17 protein-coding genes are annotated in these 21,152 nt (G+C 49.0%); 9 read left to right on the forward strand and 8 right to left on the reverse strand.

The genetic code is table 11. The annotated features are described in order from the left end of the window. Window positions 1–10 precede the first annotated feature (10 nt). The 7 genes from GNE05_RS19735 to katX all read left to right on the forward strand — a co-directional run bounded on the left by GNE05_RS19735 (window position 11) and on the right by katX (window position 7,731). Window positions 11–328, forward strand: a complete 318-nt coding sequence (locus tag GNE05_RS19735) for a PTS lactose/cellobiose transporter subunit IIA (RefSeq protein WP_003150849.1) — start codon at window positions 11–13, stop codon at window positions 326–328. A gap of 18 nt (window positions 329–346) precedes the next feature. Then, on the forward strand, window positions 347–1,666 hold the full coding sequence (celB, locus tag GNE05_RS19740; protein WP_021494724.1) for a PTS cellobiose transporter subunit IIC: 1,320 nt from the start codon (window positions 347–349) through the stop codon (window positions 1,664–1,666). A gap of 29 nt (window positions 1,667–1,695) precedes the next feature. Then, a complete protein-coding gene (locus GNE05_RS19745) occupies window positions 1,696–3,096 on the forward strand; it encodes a glycoside hydrolase family 1 protein (protein ID WP_160183122.1) in 1,401 nt (466 codons plus the stop codon). 19 nt (window positions 3,097–3,115) lie between these two features. Then, on the forward strand, window positions 3,116–3,997 hold the full coding sequence (locus tag GNE05_RS19750; RefSeq protein ID WP_154817776.1) for an ROK family protein: 882 nt from the start codon (window positions 3,116–3,118) through the stop codon (window positions 3,995–3,997). Further along, on the forward strand, window positions 3,994–4,938 hold the full coding sequence (manA, locus tag GNE05_RS19755) for a mannose-6-phosphate isomerase, class I (protein ID WP_160183123.1): 945 nt from the start codon (window positions 3,994–3,996) through the stop codon (window positions 4,936–4,938). The genes GNE05_RS19750 and manA overlap by 4 nt, the downstream gene beginning before the upstream one ends. A gap of 19 nt (window positions 4,939–4,957) precedes the next feature. Then, window positions 4,958–6,040: a glycosyl hydrolase gene (locus GNE05_RS19760; protein ID WP_095060350.1), complete on the forward strand. Its 1,083-nt coding sequence runs from the start codon at window positions 4,958–4,960 to the stop codon at window positions 6,038–6,040. 77 nt (window positions 6,041–6,117) lie between these two features. Then, complete coding sequence (katX, locus tag GNE05_RS19765) at window positions 6,118–7,731, forward strand: catalase KatX (RefSeq protein ID WP_014419227.1); 1,614 nt, start codon at window positions 6,118–6,120, stop codon at window positions 7,729–7,731. A gap of 39 nt (window positions 7,732–7,770) precedes the next feature. Here katX and GNE05_RS19770 read toward each other — a convergent pair whose 3' ends face one another. After that, a complete protein-coding gene (locus GNE05_RS19770) occupies window positions 7,771–8,757 on the reverse strand; it encodes a choloylglycine hydrolase family protein (RefSeq protein WP_014419228.1) in 987 nt (328 codons plus the stop codon). Window positions 8,758–9,073: 316 nt separating this feature from the next. On the opposite strand from GNE05_RS19770, the gene GNE05_RS19775 reads away from it, so the two are divergent. Next, the gene (locus GNE05_RS19775; protein WP_061861666.1) at window positions 9,074–10,432 is read left to right on the forward strand and encodes a purine-cytosine permease family protein; all 1,359 of its coding nucleotides are present in this window, start codon (window positions 9,074–9,076) and stop codon (window positions 10,430–10,432) included. Between the two features lie 13 nt (window positions 10,433–10,445). On the opposite strand, the gene GNE05_RS19780 is transcribed toward GNE05_RS19775, so the two are convergent. The 5 genes from GNE05_RS19780 to GNE05_RS19800 form a co-directional block, all read right to left on the reverse strand. Then, window positions 10,446–11,276 (reverse strand): NAD(P)H-hydrate dehydratase, encoded by an 831-nt coding sequence (locus GNE05_RS19780; RefSeq protein WP_052827997.1) that lies wholly within the window; start codon window positions 11,274–11,276, stop codon window positions 10,446–10,448. Between the two features lie 90 nt (window positions 11,277–11,366). Next, complete coding sequence (gene cydC, locus GNE05_RS19785; protein WP_110124433.1) at window positions 11,367–13,097, reverse strand: thiol reductant ABC exporter subunit CydC; 1,731 nt, start codon at window positions 13,095–13,097, stop codon at window positions 11,367–11,369. After that, window positions 13,094–14,797, reverse strand: coding sequence for a thiol reductant ABC exporter subunit CydD (gene cydD / locus GNE05_RS19790; protein WP_094296195.1), 1,704 nt, complete (start codon window positions 14,795–14,797; stop codon window positions 13,094–13,096). The genes cydC and cydD overlap by 4 nt, the downstream gene beginning before the upstream one ends. Beyond that, window positions 14,797–15,813 carry a cytochrome d ubiquinol oxidase subunit II gene (gene cydB / locus GNE05_RS19795; protein WP_014722010.1) on the reverse strand — a complete coding sequence of 339 codons (1,017 nt, stop codon included), beginning with the start codon at window positions 15,811–15,813 and terminating at the stop codon, window positions 14,797–14,799. Before cydB ends, cydD begins: the two co-directional genes overlap by 1 nt. Beyond that, a complete protein-coding gene (locus GNE05_RS19800) occupies window positions 15,797–17,203 on the reverse strand; it encodes a cytochrome ubiquinol oxidase subunit I (protein ID WP_007614697.1) in 1,407 nt (468 codons plus the stop codon). Before GNE05_RS19800 ends, cydB begins: the two co-directional genes overlap by 17 nt. A 502-nt stretch (window positions 17,204–17,705) precedes the next feature. Here GNE05_RS19800 and GNE05_RS19805 point away from each other — a divergent pair. Continuing rightward, window positions 17,706–19,049, forward strand: coding sequence for a citrate/malate transporter CimH (locus GNE05_RS19805; protein ID WP_012118784.1), 1,344 nt, complete (start codon window positions 17,706–17,708; stop codon window positions 19,047–19,049). A 34-nt stretch (window positions 19,050–19,083) separates the two neighbouring features. Here the strand turns inward: GNE05_RS19805 and GNE05_RS19810 are convergent, their stop codons facing one another. Together GNE05_RS19810 and GNE05_RS19815 are read right to left on the reverse strand one after the other, a co-directional pair. Beyond that, window positions 19,084–19,926: a polysaccharide deacetylase family protein gene (locus tag GNE05_RS19810; RefSeq protein WP_160183124.1), complete on the reverse strand. Its 843-nt coding sequence runs from the start codon at window positions 19,924–19,926 to the stop codon at window positions 19,084–19,086. A 99-nt stretch (window positions 19,927–20,025) separates the two neighbouring features. Continuing rightward, entirely contained in the window at window positions 20,026–21,126 is a 1,101-nt protein-coding gene (locus GNE05_RS19815; protein ID WP_160183125.1) for an ABC transporter ATP-binding protein, read from the reverse strand. Between the last annotated feature and the right edge of the window lie 26 nt (window positions 21,127–21,152).

Genomic DNA, 21,152 nt, shown 5'->3' on the forward strand with positions numbered 1-21,152 from the left:
GGCGATAAGCATGGAAACGTACACGGATGAACAGATCAGTTTTCAGCTGATTCTTCACAGCGGTAATGCCCGCAGCTGTATTATTCAATCGATACGCGCTTATAAAGACGGCCGGCCAGATGAGTCAGACACCTTTCTGACAAAGGCTGAAGAAGAACTGGGGAAAGCGCACGACATCCATTTTCAGATGATTCAAAAAGAAGCCGGCGGCGCCAAGACGGATGTCTCTCTGCTTTTTATGCATGCCGAAGACCACTTAATGTCAGCGCTTTCTATGAAAGAGCTCGTTAAAGAAATGCTCGACTTATTTCAATCGAAAAATTTATAGAAAGCCGGGGGTGAAGACGTGTTTGAGAAAATCAGCCAATTCCTTGTTCCGATCGCGGGCAAATTAAACAATAACCGCTACTTGCAAGTCTTACGGGATGCTTTTATGCTGGCGTTTCCGCTGACCATTTTCGGTTCGGTGTTCGTCGTGCTGACGAACCTGCCGTTTTTAAACAAAATCATGAGCAGCTCCGCACTGTCTGTCTTTCAATCCGGATTTGGCGGCGCTTCGACGGCGACGATGGGGATCATGTCCATTTTTGTCGTCTTCGGGATCGGCTATTACCTTTCCAAAAGCTACGATGTGGAGGCCGTATTCGGCGGAGCGATCGCATTGGTTTCTTTTCTGCTGCTCACCCCGTTCGTTTTAGAGCCGGAAACGGGCAAAGCGGTCGCAGGCGTCATTCCGGTTGACCGGCTTGGAGCAAAAGGAATGTTTCTCGGCATGATTACCGCTTTTTTGTCAGGTGAAATCTACAGAAGAATCGTCCAGAGAAACTTAACGATTAAGATGCCTGCCGGTGTTCCTCCGGCTGTTGCTAAATCGTTCGCCGCATTGATTCCGGCTTTTATCACGCTTACCGTCTTCCTCTTGATCAATGCGGCTGTCACCCAGATCTTTCACACCAATCTGCATGATGTCATTTATCATACGGTTCAAGCCCCGCTTGTCGGACTTGGAAGCGGCATCATTCCTACATTAATCGCTGTTTTCTTTATTCAGATTTTATGGTTTTTCGGACTTCACGGACAAATCATTATCAATTCCGTGATGGACCCGATTTGGAATACATTACAGGTCGAAAATTTGGCTGCGTATACAGCGGGAAAAGAGATTCCCCATATTATTTCTAAGCCGTTTATGGAGATTTACACCGTCGGAATGGGCGGAACCGGAATGACATTGGCCATAGTGATCGCCATCTTGCTTTTTATGAAAAGCAAACAGATGAAACAGATATCCAAACTCGGTCTCGCGCCGGGCATTTTCAACGTCAATGAGCCGGTTATTTTCGGTTTGCCGATCGTGATGAACCCGATCATTATCATTCCGTGGGTCATCGCACCGATGGTTGTCACCCTTGTCACCTACCTGGCCATGTCGGCGGGGATCGTGCCCCCTCCTACCGGCGTGACCGTGCCTTGGACCGTCCCCCTTTTCATTAACGGGATTATGGCGACCAATTCCGTCATGGGCGGCATTATGCAGCTGGTCAACCTCTGTATTGTGTTTGTCATCTGGTTCCCGTTTCTTAAAGCGCTGGACAAATTAAACATGGCAAAGGAAAAAGAAGCTGAGACCGAGCAGCATGCCCGGGATGACAGCATGAGTATGTAATCAAAATCGCAGTAAGGGAGAGAAATCAATTGACTGATTCAAATATTCAATATCGTTTTCCGGAAGGATTCTGGTGGGGGTCTTCCGCCTCCGCCACCCAAACAGAAGGCGCCGCTGACAGAGACGGAAAAAGCCAAAACATATGGGATTACTGGTATGAAAAAGAGCCGAGCCGTTTTTTTAACGGCGTCGGCCCCGGCGACACGTCACGTTTTTACGATCAATATAAGGAGGATATCCGGCTGATGAAAGAAATCGGCCACAACTCCTTCCGGCTGTCTATTTCCTGGTCAAGATTGATTCCGGACGGAACTGGAGAGGTCAATCAGAAAGCGGTCGCGTTTTATCAGGACGTCATCGATGAAATGCTTGCCCATCGCATTGAGCCGTTTGTCAATTTGTTTCACTTTGACATGCCTCTCGCCCTTCAGCGTAAGGGGGGCTGGGTCAGCCGGGACACCGTTGACGCGTTTGAACATTACGCCAAAACATGCTTTTCGCTATTCGGTGACAAAGTGAAAAAATGGTTCACTCACAACGAGCCGATTGTGCCGATTGAAGGCGGCTACTTATACGACTTTCACTATCCGAATCACGTTAATTTTCAAGAAGCGGTGCAGGCCGGCTTCCATACCCTGCTGTCGAATGCAAGGGCTGTCAAAGCCTACAGAGAATTGAAACAGGACGGACAAATCGGAATCATTCTGAATCTGACGCCTTCTTATCCGAGAAGCTCACACCCTGAAGATCTGAAAGCATCCCGGATTGCCGACGCCTTTTTCAACCGCTCATTTTTAGATCCCGCCGTAAAGGGCGAATTTCCTGAGGAGCTTGTCGAGATTCTCAAGGCGGAAGGCTTTCTCCCGCGTTACGAGAAAGAAGATCTCCGCCTCATTCAGGAGCATACGGTTGACCTCTTAGGCGTGAACTACTACCAGCCGAGACGCGTCAAGGCAAAAGAACATGTTCCGAATCCGCACGCCCCTTTCCTGCCTGAGCGTTTCTTCGATCCGTATGTTATGCCCGGACGGAAAATGAACCCTCACCGCGGGTGGGAAATATACGAAAAAGGAATCTATGACATTCTCACCAATCTCAGAGAACATTACGGAAATATCGAATGTTTTATTTCCGAGAACGGCATGGGAGTTGAAGGCGAGGAACGCTTCCGCGATGAAAACGGCATCATTCAGGATGATTACAGGATTGAATTTATTCGGGAACATCTCAAATGGGTGCATCGGGCCATCGGAGAAGGTTCAAATGTAAAAGGCTATCATCTGTGGACTTTTATGGACAACTGGTCTTGGACAAATGCTTATAAAAACCGCTACGGCTTTGTATCTGTCAATCTGGAAAACGGGGGCGAACGGACCGTCAAAAAAAGCGGCCGCTGGTTCAAAGCCGTTTCCGATCAAAACGGATTTTAACAGATGAGGAGGTACAGCCATGCTTGGAGGTATTGAAGCCGGCGGCACGAAATTTGTCTGTGCCGCCGGACAAAGAGACGGCACCATTCTGGACAGAGCAGAGTTTCCGACGGGAGAACCGGATGACACACTCAGACAGGTCATCCGTTACTTTAAAGATTTCCCGATAGAAGCCATCGGCATCGGGTCGTTCGGACCGATTGATATCCGTCCCGACAGTCAAACATACGGGTGCATCACCGCGACGCCGAAGACAGCCTGGCGGAACTGCCCTATTCTTCAAACGATCAAAAGCGCTCTTGATATTCCCGCAGGCTTCACCACCGACGTTAATGCGGCGGCGCTCGGAGAAGCTTCTTTCGGCGCGGCCAAAAACGCGGACAGCTGCCTCTATTTGACGGTCGGCACAGGCATCGGCGCGGGCGCCATTATGAACGGAAGATTTGTTCAAGGGCTGTCTCATCCTGAAATGGGTCACATTTACGTCAGAAGACATCCGGACGACGGCTACAAAGGCAATTGCCCTTACCATACAGATTGCCTGGAAGGCCTCGCGGCAGGCCCCGCCATTGAGAAACGCTGGGGGAAAAAAGCAGTTCTGCTCACGGATCAGCAGGAAGTGTGGGAGCTTGAGGGCTATTATATTGCCGAAGCGCTTGTGCAGTATATTCTCATACTTTCGCCGGAAAAGATTATTCTCGGCGGAGGCGTCATGAAGCAGCGGCAGCTGTTCTCTTCTATCCGTCAGCACGTAAAAAAGCGGCTGAATCAATATATTGATCTGCCCGACATTGAAAACCGCATCGTCCCCCCTCAATTAGGCATTCACTCCGGAGCGGCCGGTTCGCTCGTATTGGCGGAGCGCGCATTAGAGGCGGCAAACCGGGAGGCGGAAAAATGACGAAACTCTTATTTTTGGAACCGGTTTTTAAAGAAAGATTATGGGGCGGGACGAAGCTGCGCGATACATTCGGGTATGAAATTCCTTCTGAGCGGACGGGAGAGTGCTGGGCGATTTCAGCTCATCCGCACGGCACATCCATCTTGCGGAACGGGCCTTTTTCCGGAACATCATTACATCGTCTCTGGAATGAACACCCTGACCTGTTCGGACATCCGAAAGAAGAAGCCTTTCCCCTGCTCACAAAAATTCTCGACGCAAATATGGACTTATCCGTACAGGTTCATCCGGATGACGTATATGCACATCGGCATGAAAACGGAGAACTCGGAAAAACGGAATGCTGGTACATATTGGACTGCAAAAAAGAGGCGGAGCTCATTTTAGGGCACCGCGCCCAAACGAGAGAAGACTTCGTTCGGCACATTGAACGAAACGAGTGGGATCACCTGCTCCGCCGCATCCCCATTAAGCCCGGCGACTTTTTCTATGTCCCGAGCGGCACACTGCACGCTTTATGTGAAGGTACGCTCGTTCTTGAAATCCAGCAAAGCTCTGATGCCACCTACCGGCTTTACGACTATGACCGGACGGATGGGAACGGGAATAAACGCGAGCTTCATCTTCAGAAAGCAATTGACGTAACAAGTATTCCGCATACCGATGAAAATGTAAAAAGCACAAAGCATCGGATCGGAAATGCTCTTATTACAACACTTGCCGAAACACCTTTCTTTTCAGTTTATCAATGGGATGTGAGCGGGAAAGCATCATTCCCCGCACCCGGCCGTTATTTACTCGCAAGCGTCATTAAAGGACGCGGAGAACTGGATGGATGCCCCATTCACAAAGGCGATCACTTTATCGTGCCGGCGGATTCCGGAGATTTTGTTATAGAAGGAGATTGTGAGGTTATCGTTTCACATCCTTCATCATCTTAAAAATCAGGAGGTCTTTTTTATGCTCAAAAAGTTAGCAGTCTGCCTGTCTATCGTTTTATTACTCTTAGGAGCCGCCAGTCCGATATCGGCTCACACCGTTTATCCCGTCAACCCAAATGCCCAGCAGACGACAAAAGATATCATGAACTGGCTGGCGCACCTGCCCAACCGTTCAGAAAACAGGGTCATGTCCGGTGCGTTCGGCGGGTACAGCGATGTCACTTTTTCAATGACAGAGGAAAACCGCTTGAAAAACGCGACGGGACAGTCTCCCGCCATCTACGGCTGTGACTATGGGAGAGGATGGCTGGAAACAGCGGATATCACCGATTCTATCGATTACAGCTGCAACAGCAGCTTAATCTCATACTGGAAAAGCGGCGGCCTCCCTCAGGTCAGCCTGCATCTCGCAAATCCGGCTTTTCCATCCGGAAACTATAAAACGGCCATCTCAAACAGCCAGTACAAAAACATCCTGGACCCTTCAACTGTTGAAGGAAAACGGCTTGAGGCGCTGCTCAGCAAAATCGCCGACGGCCTTACTCAGCTGAAAAATCAAGGCGTCACCGTTCTGTTCAGGCCGCTTCACGAAATGAACGGCGAGTGGTTCTGGTGGGGGCTGACAGGCTACAACCAAAAAGACACGGAAAGAATCTCGCTGTACAAAGAGCTTTACAAGAAGATATACCGCTATATGACAGAGACAAGAGGATTGGATAACCTTTTGTGGGTGTATTCGCCGGATGCCAACAGAGACTTTAAAACAGACTTCTACCCAGGCTCATCTTATGTGGATATTACCGGTCTGGACGCTTACTTCACTGATCCGTATGCGATATCAGGCTATGATGAAATGCTGTCTCTGAAAAAACCGTTTGCCTTTGCCGAAACCGGTCCGTCCGGCAATATCGGAAGCTTTGATTATGCTGCTTTTATCAATGCGATCAGGCAAAAGTATCCCGAGACCACGTACTTTTTGACATGGGATGAACAATTAAGTCCGGCGGCCAATCAAGGCGCGCAAAGCCTTTATCAAAACAGCTGGACACTGAACAAGGGCGAAATATGGAACGGCGGATCTTTGACGCCGATCGCGGAATAACCGCTTCTTTTGAAAATCGGTTTTAAAAAACGGCTCTGCTGGGCATATTGTTACCGTTCAAAAAGGAGGGTTCAACAATGGAAAATAACAAAAACAGCGAAGAAACGCTTTCCAGTAAGACGACCGGTAAAGGCGAGTCAGAAGACACGCTGACAAACCGGCAGGGCCATCCGGTCACTGACAACCAGAATGTCAGGACAGTCGGCAATAGAGGACCGACGACATTGGAGAATTATGATTTTTTGGAGAAAATCAGCCACTTTGACCGCGAACGGATTCCCGAGCGCGTCGTTCACGCGCGCGGCGCCGGCGCACACGGATACTTTGAGGCCTACGGAAGTTTTGGAGACGAGGAGATTTCTAAATACACAAGAGCGAAAGTGTTTCAAAAGAAAGGAACGAAAACTCCGGCGTTTGTGCGGTTTTCTACCGTCAACCACGGAAAGCATTCCCCGGAAACATTGCGTGATCCCCGGGGTTTTGCCGTTAAGCTTTATACCGAAGACGGCAACTGGGATCTGGTCGGCAACAACCTGAAAATCTTTTTTATCCGTGATCCGCTGAAGTTCCCGGATCTTGTGCACGCATTTCAGCCTGATCCCGTTACGAACATTCAGGACGGCGAGCGTATTTTCGACTTCATTTCCCAATCACCTGAAGCGACTCATATGATCACTTTCTTGTTTTCGCCGTGGGGCATCCCGGCCAACTACCGGCAGATGCAGGGCTCAGGCGTCCATGCCTACAAATGGGTCAATGAAGAAGGAAAAGCCGTGCTCGTCAAATATCACTTTGAACCGAAACAAGGCATCCGCAACCTGACACAGAAGGAAGCGGAAGAGATTCAGGGGAAAAACTTTAACCATGCGACACAGGATTTGTATGAAGCGATTGAAAAAGGCGATTACCCTGAATGGGAAGTGTATGCGCAAATCATGACTGATGACGAACACCCCGAGCTGGATTTTGATCCGCTTGATCCGACCAAGCTGTGGTATAAAGACGATTTCCCTTGGAAGCCGATCGGTAAATTGGTTCTGAACAAAAACCCGGAAAACTACCATGCCGAGGTGGAACAGGCCTCATTCGGAACGGGCGTGCTTGTGGACGGCCTTGATTTTTCAGATGACAAATTACTTCAGGGGCGGACATTCGCCTATTCAGATACCCAGCGGTACCGGGTCGGCGCAAATTACCTGCAGCTTCCGATCAACTCGCCGAAAAAGCATGTCGCCACCAACCAGGAAGGCGGGCAAATGCAGTATCGGGTCGATCGGGCAGAAGGACAAAACCCGCATGTCAACTATGAGCCGTCCATTATGGGAGGACTCAACGAAGCAAAGCAGGATGGGAAAGACCATACACCTCATGTCGAAGGCGATGTGAAGCGGGAAGCGATCGACCGGTCGAATCATTTCGGCCAAGCCGGAGAAACATACCGCAGATTTTCGGAATTTGAACGGAACGAATTGATCACAAACTTGGTCAATACGCTTTCTTCCTGCCGGAAAGACATTCAGGATCAAATGATTGAGAATTTCACAAAAGCTGATCCGGACTACGGAAAACGTGTTGCGGAAGGGCTGAAAAAGGTTTCCGAAAACAACAGCAACGGGCCGATCGGCACTACTGATACGGAACAGGCTGCAAAGCAGGCTGAACAGGAAAGCCATCCGTCTGATCCGTATTAAATAAAAAAACAGGACAATCGCGTCCTGTTTTTTTTTGGGCTAATTCAGCTCCTGTATATTCTGCTCCGCCGCGGCCGCAAATACTTTCGGCTCCGGACGTTCAAGATCTTCATGGAATAAACTTACTTTGTGAATCTGCCGGTTGTCGTACAGATGAAAGTAGTAGTTACCGCTGTCACAGCACATGACCGACGTATACTGCGTATAATCAATTTCATTCTCCTCTGTGATCACCGCGCCTTTTGGAATATTCACATTGGACAGCACGTGAAAAGCGGCTGTAACGCCATCCGTTTCATGAGCGGCAGGCTCTAAATGCTCTTTCAGATAAGCAGCTCTGATGAATCGGGATGGCGGCGTGTAATCACCGGGAAGCCCGATCGTTCCAGATCCTTGGCCGAAAGCGGTTAATGTCATTCCGCCCAATGTTTTGCTTTCTGACTGCTGCGGCCTGATTCCGATATAATGGCGCAGATTGGTCACATGCCAAGGAAATTCCGGACTGTTGGTCATCACTCCGGGTTTGTTGTCATATACTTTCATTCCCTCCGGTGTCGGCTCGATGACAATGCAGCCGCCCGTGCGGTCTGATAAAATCCAATGAAGAGGCAGCACCGTATCCAATAACATTAACTTCTTCTCTACAATCGTCAGCATTGAGAGCTTTTCCTTTATGTCTTCAAGAGATTCACAGTTTGATAAGGCCCAGGTGACAAACTCATGAGGAGCGATGTGACAGGTGCCCTCCCGTTCCGCTTTCTCGTATCCCGCAAAGCCCGGAAAATACAGCGTCGCACACGACAGCCCCTTTTCATTTACGCCATCGGCAAACAGAACATTGCCGAGATTTCTCCCCATGCCGATAAATGCGTATTTCGTCTTATGCATCCTGCCGTCAGCTTCGCTTTTCCAGCTGTACTGACGAGGGTAAAGCACGACGTCCGTACCGAGCTGAAATGCAAAATCCATCGTTCGCGCCAATAGGTGATTACCGTCTGTCGTTTTCAATGTAAGACTTGTACACATATCATCCATCCCCTTTTCATTAATGAAATTTACACAAAGTAAACTATTCTTTCAGCTTAACGAATAATGGCTCCATTCGTCAAAAGATTGACACATTTCTCCTTAATACATATTAGTCCGTAAGCATATCCATGCCTTTTAAACCCTGGCAAATCGCTTTGGCGGCAGTGTTTGTTCCGTTTTCCAAAAAAACTTTTGAACGGCTGTCAGCGAGGCTTTACAATGTTTTTCCTGCATGCTGGAATTTGTAAACGGCAGGTCAATCTGTTAAGCTATGTTTTTATGTTAAAGAAGAACATACGGAGGAGATTATCTATTGAAAGTAGAAAGGCGAACGATTGAACATATTCCGCATGACGAAAGACACGGAAAGGCTAAAGATTTATTCCCCGTCTGGTTCGGGGCTAATATGCATATTACGACGTTAGTCACAGGCACACTGCCCGTTACAATGGGACTCGATCTCTTTTGGAGTATCGCCGCCATTATTATCGGGACCTTTATCGGCGCAATCTTTATGGCGTCTCATTCCGCACAAGGACCTCAGCTCGGAATTCCGCAAATGATTCAAAGCCGCGCGCAATTCGGCGTGATCGGAGCGATTCTGCCCCTCTTTTTGGTCATGTTTATCTACCTGGGCTTCTTTGCGAGCAGTACGATTCTCGCAGCCGGTACATTGAGCAGCTTTGTACCGATTCCGGCTTCATGGTGTATTATCGGCTTAAGCGCCATCTGTTTTTTACTCACGATCTACGGTCATGATCTGATTCACAAAATGCAGAAAATCCTCTCTTGGACCTCCTTTGCCGTTTTTTTTGCTGCAACGATTCTTATTTTTCAACTGCCGATTCCTTCAGGAAGCTGGGTGCCCGGCTCATTAGACCTGCCTGTTTTCCTAGTGGCGGTCAGCGCGGTGGCCACATGGCAGCTGGCATATGCGCCATATGTCGCAGATTATTCCCGTTATCTGCCGGTCAAAACACCGGCATCGCATACCTTTTGGTACAGCTACGCAGGTACGTCAGTCAGTTCCATCTGGATGATGCTTCTCGGCGCCATTTTGACGACAGCGCTCCCGGACTTTACCGCTAATGCGGGAAATGAGATTGTCCGATTGTTCGGTCCGTTTTCCTTTATTATGCTGATCATCGTCCTGTTCGGACAAATGGCGATCAACGTCTTTAATTTATACGGAGCCTTTATGTCAACCACGACTACTTTGGAGCCGTTTTTAAAACTGAAGGTGACGCCGAAAACGAGAGTGGTAATGATCCTTTGTGTGACGGCAGCGGGTACTGTATTAAGTCTCTTGGGCCAAAGCAATTTCATGGAACTGTTTTTAAATTTCATCTTTTTCATCAGTTATTTCTTAATTCCATGGACGGCGATCAACCTCGTGGATTACTATTTTATCCGCCGCGGAAAATACCACGTCAAATCGATGTTTGACGTCAACGGGCAATACGGCAGGGTCAATTGGATTACAGCGGCCGCCTTCGTTTTGTCGATTATATTAGAAATCCCGTTCATCAATACATCCTTTTACATCGGACCGCTCGCTGAAATATTCGGCGGAGGCGACATTGCCTGGGTCGTCGGCCTGGCCGTTCCGTCGCTGCTGTATTATGTCCTGATGAAATCAAGGGTAAAACAAAAAGAGGCGCCTTCCTTATGAAGACGCCTTTTCTTTATTCATATTCCTTCCATACACGCGGCAGCAGTTCAGAAAGTTCGTGCGCCAATAAGGTATGGGCGGAGCGCTCTTTCGTCCATAATTCCGCACATTCGCCGTGAAGGCGGACGGCGTTCAATACGGCATGCTTCGGGTCTTGATGACAGCACAGCATGCCGAGAATCATTCCCGTCAGCGTGTCGCCGGTCCCGCCTTTTGCAAGCGCGCCGTTTCCGGTTGTATTCCTGCGGCATTCCCCGTCGGGAAAAGCGATAATGGTTTCGTTTCCTTTCAGGACAATCGTGGCATGAAGCCGCTCCGCCCATTCCGCGGCATATCCCGCTCTGTTCTGCTGAATCTCTTGAATCGGAAGGCCTGTCATTCTGGAAAATTCGCCGGGATGAGGCGTCAAGATCACGGGGGCTTTCCTCTTTGGATAGGTTCTTTTCGTAATGGCGCCCGCGTCCAGTATGACGGGATAATCGGCAGAAAGCAGCTGATCAGCCGCCTGCTGCACTTCGTCTGTTTGAGGAAGGCCCGGCCCGATGGCAGCGGCCCGGATGGTTTCCCCGGGCTGGCCCGCCGCGGCTTTTTTCCAGCCGTCCCGCCAGTACGTCGCTTCCGGCAGCACCGGGACGATAAGCGGGATGACGCCTGCCGATGTACCGATGACAAGCTTGCCGACGCCGCTTCTCATCGCACCCAATCCGGCCAGAAGGGCGGCTCCCGGCATGTCTTCGCTCCCGGCCAGCAATAACGCCGTCCCGAACGTTCCTTTATGGCTGTCTGCCTCCCGTTTCGGCAGCGTATCTTTCACATCCTGTTCCGTCCAATCCATTATATTCATCTCTGTACCTCCTCTTCTGTCTCCTATTTATATTCCAAACAAGAAGAGATTTTAAACCGCACAAAAAAACAGCCGCTCGTTTGCGGCTGTTTATGTTCTGATCGGAACATCAAGACGGTAAAGCTTCCGGTACCGTTCGTTTTCTGCAAGCAGCTCTTGATGGGTTCCTTCCATTTCTGCTTTTCCATTTTCTAAAAAGACGATTTTATCAGCTGTTTCCACACCCGCTAAATGGTGTGTAATCCAGAGGATCGTTTTCTCTTTAAAGACATCAAAAATCGTATCAAGCAATTCGCGTTCAGTGACCGCATCAAGGCCGACCGTCGGTTCATCAAGGATAATGACCGGCGTGTCTTGGAGCAGAATACGGGCAAGCGCGATCCGCTGCCGTTCCCCGCCTGAGAAACGAATCCCCGTCTCCTGCACGGACGTTTCATATCCGTCAGGCAGTGATTCAATATAATCATGCAGCTTCACTTGCCGCGCCGCACGCTTAACATCTTCATCACTCGCCTTACCGTTTCCGAGCCGGATATTGTTCATAATGCTCGTGTTAAAGAGATGAGGTTTCTGATTCAAAACGGCCACCGCTGAGGAAATCTGCTCCTGCACGGCCGCAGTTTCCAGCCCGTTCAGCATCACTTTGCCCGAATCGGGAACTAAGGCGCCTTCAATTAAAGCGAGAGAGGTCGACTTACCGGAACCGCTCCTGCCGAGCAGCGCCATTTTTTCACCTTGGCGGAGAGTGAAGGAAAAACGGTCAAGCACATGACTGTGCTGATCATAAGAAAACGTCACGTTATCAAATGTAAGTGTCACATCAGATACATCCAGTTTCTCATCTGTCTGCTTCACCTCACGACTTCGCAGCTCCGGAGCCGCCTTACTCATTCTTTTGATGGAATCCTGATAAGAAGGCACTTCCGTCAGCGCATCCGAAAAGGGCAGAAACGCCTCCGTCAATGGAAATACGACAAGCACAAAGGCCGCGATCATCGTGTTGGCGATGCTGCCGTCCGCATACTGACCCGCCGTCCAGAACAGCATGATCAATATGAAGCCGCCGACAAGACATTGCGCGGCGAGATCACGCCATCTTGTAAACCGCTGACGTTTGCTTTCAAGGTCAAACCATGCCTTCTCTTTCTCTTCATAAGAGGAAATAAAGGCCGCCTGGCGTCCCGAAAACATCCAGTCGCTCACGCCGAGCACGGCATCTGTCAGCCGGCTGTAGAGCATATTCCGGCCGCTTTTCAGCCTCATGTTTTTCGCTCTCGTCACAAGAAGCGACACAACCGGAAACAATACAACCAATATAAACAGGTAAATCGCCGCAAAAGCGGCAAACGGCCAGGAAAAAAAGCCGAGTCCGATAACGGAGGCCGCATACAGCAGCAAAGCGGAAACCGCCGGGAAAATCGTTTTTAAAAACGCATCCTGCAAATGCTCAATATCCTCAGCCAAAATGCCGAGCATGTCGCCCGTCCGAAAACGGGATGAAAGCATGAGCGAGGCCGGCTCCAGCATATTGTAAAGCCGCACCCTCATGTCGGACACGATTTTCAAAATGATATGGTGCCCCGTCAGACGCTCGGCGTACCGTGAGACTGAACGGGCAATCCCGAAGGTGCGCACGGCCACAATCGGAACGTACACCAGCAGGATATTCTCAGGCCTTGTCGCCGACTTAGAGATTAAAAAACCGGAAGTGAACATGAGAAAGGCCGCCGAAAAAATCGTCACCGCGCCTAAAAAAATCACAAGAACAAACAAACGGGCATTTTGCTTTATATACGGCAGAATCCATTCTTCTTTTCTCATGTTCTTTCCCCCAGTTGCGCCTTTACAAGTTTGGCGTATACGCCTTGTTTCGCCATCAATTCGTCGTGGGTGCCGATTTCCGCCACCGCGCCGTCATCAAGCACGATAATTTCGTCCATCTCAAGCATCCAGTGAAGACGGTGAGTGGCCAGAAAAACAAGTTTGTTTTCAAACAGGTCTTTCATCGTTTCTTTTATTTCATATTCTGTTTCAATATCAAGGTGAGCGGTCGGCTCATCCAAAAGGAGAATCGGCCGGTTTCCTAAAAAGGCTCTGGCCAGCGCGACACGCTGAGCCTGCCCTCCGCTAAGCGCCCGTCCGCCCTCGCCGATCCGGCCGTCAAGGCCGCCGGGCAGATCACGGATCAGTCCGGAAAGACCCGCTGAATCAGCGGCGCGCGCCGTTTCCTCACGGGAAGCATCAGGATGATAAAACCGGATATTATTCAAAAGCGTGTCATCAAAAATGTACGGATGCTGCGGAATATAAAGCAGCTGCTTCTGCCAGCCGTCCGACTGCAGATGCGAGCGGGATTCACCGTTTACCTTGATCTCACCGGACGCAGGCTCTAAAAAGCCGCCCAGCACATCAATGAGTGTCGATTTTCCCGAACCGCTTTCCCCGATAATTCCGATTTTCTTCTTCCCTTTAAAGGACAGATGAAATTCAGACATCGATTCTCGGACGGACAAACGCGTAAGCTGTAATTCATCCCCGTCAGTCCACGTATCAAGTTCGAGCGGCTTTTCTTCTTTAAAACCGGGCTGCGCCAAAATCGTTTGAATGGTTTTCCCCGCCTCCTGCCCGTTTAACGTCGCGTGGTAATCATTTCCCACTTCGCGGACCGGGAGAAAATATTCAGGCGCGAGAATGAGCGCGGTCAGTGCCGGTCCGAGCAGAATTTGTCCGTCTATCAGCCGCAAGCCGAGAAACACCGCCACTGTCGCCACCGACAGCATCGTAAAGAAATCCAGGGCGAATGATGATAAAAACGCGACCCGGAGCGTGCTCATCGTCGCCTTACGGTATCTCTCACTGACATGAAAGATGTTTTTGCTGTGTGATTTGCTTAATCCTAAAAACCGCAATGTCTCCAGTCCGCGAAGCGAATCCACGAAATGATTGGAAAGCGTCTGATAGGACTTCCATTGGCGATCGGCTTTTTTCTGTGCGACAAGTCCGAGCAGAATCATAAATACAATCAAAATCGGAAGCGCAAGAATCAGAATCAATGCCGATGTTTTATCCTGAAAAAACACGTAAATAACAACGGCCGCCGGTACAATCGCCATGCTGACCATTTTCGGCAGAAACAGCTCTAAATAACGGCGGAACTGGCTGATGCCTTCCATCGCCAGCGTCACCATCCGGCCCGTCCCCTCTTTTTTCGCAAAGCGGGGGCCGAGACGGAACAATTGCTCAAGAAATCTTTTTCTTAAGTCTGCGCCGGTTTGTGCGGCATATTGGTACACGATTTTCTGCCGGACCGTTGTCACCGCATGCCGGACCAAAAACGCAAGCAGGAAAAAGCCGATAACCGGATAAAGAGAAGCAATCCGCTTCCCGTTAAATAATCCGGTTACCGCCTGGCTCAGCCATTCCGCCTGCAAGATGATGGCGGCCGTTTGTATAATCGTTAATCCCGTAATGATCGCAAGAATCCGCTTCATTCCTTTATAAAGAAACAGGTCTTTTCCCATTAATAAGTCATAGGCTCCTTATGGCTGACGCGTTTCCGGAAGACATAATAGCTCCAGATCTGACTGCCGATAACAAACGGCAGCAGAGTCAGTGCGACAATTGTCATGACCTTAAGTGAATAATCACCGGAAGACGCGTTAGCTACTGTTAAGTCATACGCGCTTTTCAGCGAGCTGACCATGACGCGCGGGAACAGAGAGATAAAAATCATCGCAACTGTCAAAGCAAGACCCGCGCCGGTCATACCGAATGCCCAGCCGTCTTTTTTCTTGCTCATGAACACAACGGCAAGAACGTTGCAGATGACAATCAGCACGAATACCGGAATCGTGATGTTTGCCCGGCGTGTAAACATATCCGTATCGTATGCAGACATCGCAAAGAAAGCAAGTACAACAAGAAAGATAACACCGATTACGCGTTTTGCCATTTTTCTCGCACGCTCTTGTAAATCACCGATCGTGCGCAGGGTGATAAACATTAAACCGTGCAGGAATGAAAGAAGGGTGACGGCTGCTCCGCCAAGAACGGAATACACGTTCACAATATCTGAAAAACCTGCGTGAATGTTCATATGTCCGTCAATCGGCACACCGCGGAACAAGCTTGTGAAAATAAGTCCGAATACAAATGGCGGGATAAGGCTGCCGAAGAAAATCACCCAGTCCCATGTTTTGACCCATTTCAGATTATTCACTTGGCCGCGGAATTCAAATGCCACGCCGCGCCCCATCAAGGCAAGAAGAATGATGATAAACGGAATGTAATATCCGCTCAGCATCGTCGCATACCAGTTCGGGAATGCCGCGAAGATCGCTCCCGTACCTGTGATAAGCCACACCTCATTCGCATCCCAGAACGGGCCGATGGTGTTAACCAGCACTCTGCGTTCTAATTCATTATGGCCAAGAAATCGGGTCGAAATGCCGACACCGAAATCAAAACCCTCTAAAAAGAAAAATCCGACAAACAAAACTGAAACGAGTATAAACCAAAGATCATGAAGTGACCCCATGGTAGACCTCCTGACTGAACGGATCCGTTGATACAGGAACATCCTTATGATCATCATGGTCCGCACCTTTTTTAATTTCACGAACGAATAGGAAAACAAGCAGAGCGCCTAAAATCAAGTACATGACGCCGAAGCTGATAATTGAAAACAGCAGAGATCCCGTCGTTACGTTAGGAGAAACGGATTGTGCGGTCGTCAATTGTCCCATGACCGTCCACGGCTGGCGGCCGATTTCAGTCATAATCCAACCGGCAGAGTTCGCAATGAATGGGAATGCGATCAGTGCGATCATGCCCCGTAAATACCACTTGCTCGTATGAAGCTTTTTGCGGCGGTTCAGAATAAAGCCGGCAATCGCGGCAAAAATCATAAGCGCGCCCGCTCCCGCCATAATGCGGAAACTCCAGAACGTCGTTTTAACAGGCGGGATATAGTCGCCTTTTCCGTACGTTTTTTCGTATTCTTTTTGAAGTGTTTTCATCCCTTTCACACTGCCGCTGAACTTCTGGTAAGCCAAGTAGCTGAGTGCGTAAGGAATTGAAATTTCTGATGTGTTTTTTTCTTTATTCGTATCAATATTCGCAAAAGCCGTCCACGCGGCAGGATCACCGCTGTCATCCCATAGCGCTTCACTGGCGGCCATTTTCATCGGCTGCGATTCCATTAAATGCTCAGCCTGCATATGTCCGCTGAACGCAACGCCGATACCGGCGATCAGACCGACAATCATCGAAAGCTTGAAAGATTTATGGAAGAAAGGCACTTCTTTTTTCTTCAATAATTTAAATGCGCTGACACCGGCGATAAAGAAAGCACCCGTCGCAAGCGCCCCGAAAATGACGTGAGGGAATTCAACCCAAAGCTGAGGATTTGTCAAAAGCGCCCCGAAATCATTCATTTCCGCGCGGCCGTTTTTAATCGCAAAGCCGACCGGCTCCTGCATGAATGAGTTTGCCGTCAAAATCCAGAAAGATGACATAATCGTTCCGAAGGACACAAGCCAAATGCAAAGCAAATGCACTTTTTTAGATAAACGGTCCCAGCCGAAAATCCATAATCCGATAAAAATAGACTCCATAAAAAACGCCAAAAGCGCTTCAACCGCAAGCGGAGCTCCAAATACGTCTCCGACAAAACGGGAATAATCAGACCAGTTCAGACCGAACTGGAATTCCTGAAGAATCCCTGTGACGACGCCGACAGCAAAGTTAATTAAAAAGAGATGCCCCCAAAATTTAGCCATTTTGAGATAGGTCTCTTGTTTTTTGACAACATAAAGCGTCTCCATCAAAGCAACCATAAACACAAGCCCGATAGACAAAGGCACAAACAAGAAGTGAAACAATGTTGTAGATGCAAATTGAATGCGGGCTAATACCAACTCACTCATGATGTTTTTCCTCCAATCTGGTAAATTGCTCAACATTTCACAAACATAACGAGATCATTGCTCGGTATTTCACAAAAAATGATATATTTGCTCAATGTTTCACAAATTCGTCAAAACTATTGAAATATCAGCCTGTACACCCTGGGGGACAGCGGCTGTCATAGAAATGATTCAATATCATTACTTTACAACGATTCAGCCTAAAAAAAAAGATCAATATACCTAAAATAAGGCTGAAATTGTGACCGATTATTGTCGGATTTGTAGAGATTTTATGTCAGCGCCTAGGATATTTGTCCCTTTGATATCGTACCTCTTTTTTATTCGTGTGGCGAACAAAATGCTTTTCTCGGCGAAAAAGCCCGCCAAATCGCCATTTTGAGAAAGAAAATGTGAAGAAAGCATGTCCTCTAGTAAATTCATAATATATGAACAATTTAAATTTTTTAGTATACTTTAAATGGGGATATTTTTTCACTACATAACGACTGGGGGAACAAGCATGGGAGAACTTCAACCAAAATTGCAAACGGATTCAATCCAAAAACAGGAACGGACTGATAACTGGTTTGCCAGAGCAATGAATATAAGAATCGGCATTATTCCTCTTCCTATCTATATCCTGCTTTTCTTGCTTATTACGGTGTTTGTCATGAGCCGTGATGTAAAAAGCGACATTCTGACATCAATTGCCGTCATGAGTTTTTTCGGATTTACCTTCGGCCAGATCGGAAAATCCATTCCGATCGTGCGGTCCATCGGCGGCCCTGCGATTCTCGCAACCTTTATTCCATCCGCTGTCGTCTACTACCACCTGCTTCCGAAAGACATTATTACTTCAACAACAGAATTCACAGAAAGCTCCAACTTTCTCTATCTATTTATTGCCGGTATCGTCGTCGGCAGTATTCTCGGGATGAAAAGAGAGACGCTCGTCAAAGCTTTCGTCAAGATTTTTATTCCGCTGATCGCCGGCTCGATCGCGGCCGCCATCGTCGGCTTATGCGTCGGGACGCTGCTCGGGCTCGGCTTTCAGCACACGCTGCTTTATATTGTCGTTCCGATTATGGCGGGGGGTGTCGGTGAAGGCGCGATTCCTTTATCCATCGGCTACTCCGATATTATGCCGATGTCCCAGGGAGACGCCTTTGCGCTTGTGCTGCCGTCCATCATGCTCGGCAGCCTGTGCGCCATTATGTTATCGGGTTTGCTGAATGTCATCGGGAAACGCAAACCGGAATGGACGGGCAACGGGAAGGTTGATAAGTCTGATCATTCCGCTCCCGCATTGGAACAGCCGGCCAATGATAAAACGTTTGATTTGTCCTTTTTCGCTTCGGGCGGTATTTTAGCGGTATCCCTCTATTTGGTCGGCATGCTGGCGCATGATTTCTTTCAGCTTCCGGCTCCTGTCGTGATGCTCGTCCTTGCCGTTCTCATTAAGCTGTTCAGGCTGGCGCCGGCTTCGATTGAAAACGGAGCCTTCGGCGTCTCGCGCTTTTTCTCGACAGCTGTGACCTATCCGCTCTTATTTGCGATCGGCGTTTCAATGACACCGTGGGACAAGCTGATTGCGGCGTTTACGATCAGCAACATCATTACCATTTTATCAATCGTCGTCACGATGATGGCCGTCGGTTTTCTGACCGGAAAATGGCTGAATCTGTACCCGATTGAGACGGCGATTATTAATGCCTGCCATTCCGGCCAGGGCGGCACCGGCGACGTCGCGATCTTGAGCGCCGCTGAACGGCTTGAGCTTATGCCGTTCGCCCAAGTGTCGACCAGAATCGGCGGAGCGATTACCGTGAGTGTCACCCTTCTGCTGCTTCATCAATTCTATTAAACTGAAAAAAGCCTCCGCATATGCGGAGGCTCTGTTATTTCATCACATTTTGAATATAAGAGCCGAATGCCGCCCCGGACATGCCCGGCGATACACGGACGCGGTGAAGCCCGTAAAGCCCCTGATCTCTTGACGCCGCTCCCGGCTCCGTCGTGACCGCCATACGGTAGCCTGACGCGGCGGCGGCTTTTAATGTTTCCTTATTATATCGTCCGACAGGGTAGCTGATCATAGACGTCCGCTGCCCGAACATTTGATCAAATAAACGCTTAGAGTCCTTCATTTCACGTCGCTGCTGCTGCGGTGTGAGCCCGTTCAATTCGAGATGGTTCATCGTATGGCTCTGAATGGAAATGCCGTGGGCGGCCATCTCCTTCATCTGCTTCTCCGTCAGATGATTCTTATGCCCGATATAGTTTCCGATCATAAAGATTGTCGCTTTCATCTTGTATTTCTTTAAAATGGGATAGGCCGCTTTCATATTGTCGGTATAGCCGTCATCAAATGTGATCAGAACACATTTTTCACGCGGCTCCTTATCCTCCGTCAGCATCAGATAGGCCTCTTCAGGAGTCATCGTATAATAGCCGTGATCATGAAGCCACTTCATATGCTGCCGGAATTCTTCCTTCGGCACACGCAGGCTGTTTCCCTCAGAAATGCTGTGGTACATCAGAATCGGCAGTCTTGCCGTTCCTTTCGTTTGAACCCAGGCGGACGTATCCGGCTCTTTTTTGATTTGGCGCTTTACAGACTTTTTATCGTGGTGCGCTTCTGCCTTCGGAATGCTTTGTTCGGCGCTTGCCTCATGGCCCGAGCAGGCGGCAAGCGTAAACACGGCAGCCAAAAGGCACACGCACATGATCATGCGTTTCATCGTTTTCCTGCTTTCTGTCTTCTATTTACTTTTTATATCGGTTATGCGTCATAAATTGTTACATCAAAAAAGCCGGACATCCAGCTGTCCGGCTTTGCGTTATGAGCGGATTCTGATTTCTGTTTCACTGTCAAAAAAGTGAGCTTTATTCATGTCGAAAGCGACGGTCAATTCTTCACCGGCATGAATGTCATGGCGGGCGTCAATCCGGGCGATAAAATCCTGATCCCCGATCCGGGAATAAACCATAATTTCTGACCCGAGCAATTCCGCGACATTGATTTTAGCTGTGATGGATGAATTCTTATAGGATTCTACCACAATCAGCTCGTCATGTATGTCTTCCGGGCGGATGCCGAAGATAACATCTTTGCCGGCATACCCTTTTTCCCGGAGCATTTTCATTTTCCCTTCCGGCACGCTGAGAGCGGCTGAACCGATCTGAATGGCGCCGTCCGTCAGCTTTCCTTTGAAAAAGTTCATCGCTGGGGAGCCGATAAACCCGCCGACAAATACGTTTTCGGGATATTCATACACGTCTTTCGGGGTGCCGATCTGCTGAATTTTTCCGTCCTTCATGACGACGATGCGTGTCGCCATCGTCAGTGCTTCTGTTTGGTCGTGCGTCACATAGATTGTGGTTGTTTGCAGCCTTTGATGCAGCTTAATAATTTCTGCCCGCATCTGCACCCGAAGCTTTGCGTCCAGATTTGACAGCGGCTCATCCATTAGAAACACTTTGGCGTCCCTGACAATCGCCCGGCCTAATGCAACCCGCTGCCGCTGCCCGCCGGAGAGCGCCTTCGGTTTGCGGTGCAGATACTCTGTGAGCCCCAGCATTTTCGCCGCTTCTTCGACCCGTTTTTTTATCTCAGGTTTCGGCATCTTCCTCAGCTTCAGACCGAAAGCGATATTATCATAGACCGTCATGTGCGGATATAACGCATAGTTTTGAAACACCATGGCGATATCCCTGTCTTTAGGAGCGATGTCATTCACTCTCGTGTCACCGATATAGAAATCGCCCTTCGTAATGTCTTCCAGCCCGGCAACCATCCGTAATGTTGTCGACTTGCCGCACCCCGACGGACCGACAAACACAATAAACTCTTTATCTTTAATATGAAGGTTAAAATCATCGACAGCCGCTTCTTTTTGATCGTAATACTTATAAATATGCTCCAGCCGAAGTTCCGCCATGTCATCTCCTCCTTTTTGTAAACGCT

This window comes from Bacillus sp. AM1(2019) (genome assembly GCF_009906915.1).
Classification (GTDB): Bacteria; Bacillota; Bacilli; order Bacillales; family Bacillaceae; genus Bacillus; species Bacillus velezensis.